Genomic DNA, 515 nt, shown 5'->3' with positions numbered 1-515 from the left:
ATCGTCGTCAGCCAGTTCCGCCAGCCGCGACGCCACGGGAATCAGCACGTCCATCATCGTCTTGCTGCCGATACCGGCCTTGCCGCGCTGCGCAACGGCATCGACACCCGCGGCGAAGATCCGCGCCGCGTCCCGCACGCTTGCAATGTCCCCGCTCCCAGCCGACGCTTTCGCCATGCCGTGCAACAGCGAATAGAACAGCGGCCCCGACGACCCGCCCACCGTCGACAGCAATTTCGACGCAGCGAGATCCAGCGCCGGTGCGAATGCTTCGGCTTCGATATCGGCGCGCAGGCCGAGCAGTGCATCGACCCCGCGCAACAGGTTGAATATGTGATCGCCGTCGCCGATCTGCTGATCGAGCGCGGCGATCTCCTCAGTGTGTTCCTTTAGCGTTGCATGCGCAGCCTCGATGCACGCCATGACCGTTTTGCCGTTCATGCCGGAATCCTCCTGCCGTCGGAACGAAAATAAAGAAGGCTGCGCGGCGGCAGTGACACGCCGACCGTTTGCCC

Annotated in this window: 1 protein-coding gene; it reads right to left on the bottom strand. The window is 64.1% G+C overall.

Going from position 1 to position 515, the window contains the following annotated elements; genetic code table 11:
- The coding region (locus SB753_RS34645; protein ID WP_410804545.1) for a DAK2 domain-containing protein at positions 1-441 on the bottom strand (441 nt) is incomplete at its 3' end.
- Between the last annotated feature and the right edge of the window lie 74 nt (positions 442-515).

This window comes from Paraburkholderia sp. SIMBA_053, from assembly GCF_046534895.1.
Classification (GTDB): domain Bacteria; phylum Pseudomonadota; class Gammaproteobacteria; order Burkholderiales; family Burkholderiaceae; genus Paraburkholderia; species Paraburkholderia caledonica.
Note: the sequence above shows the minus strand (reverse complement) of the source record. Positions and strands in the feature narration are given on the sequence as shown.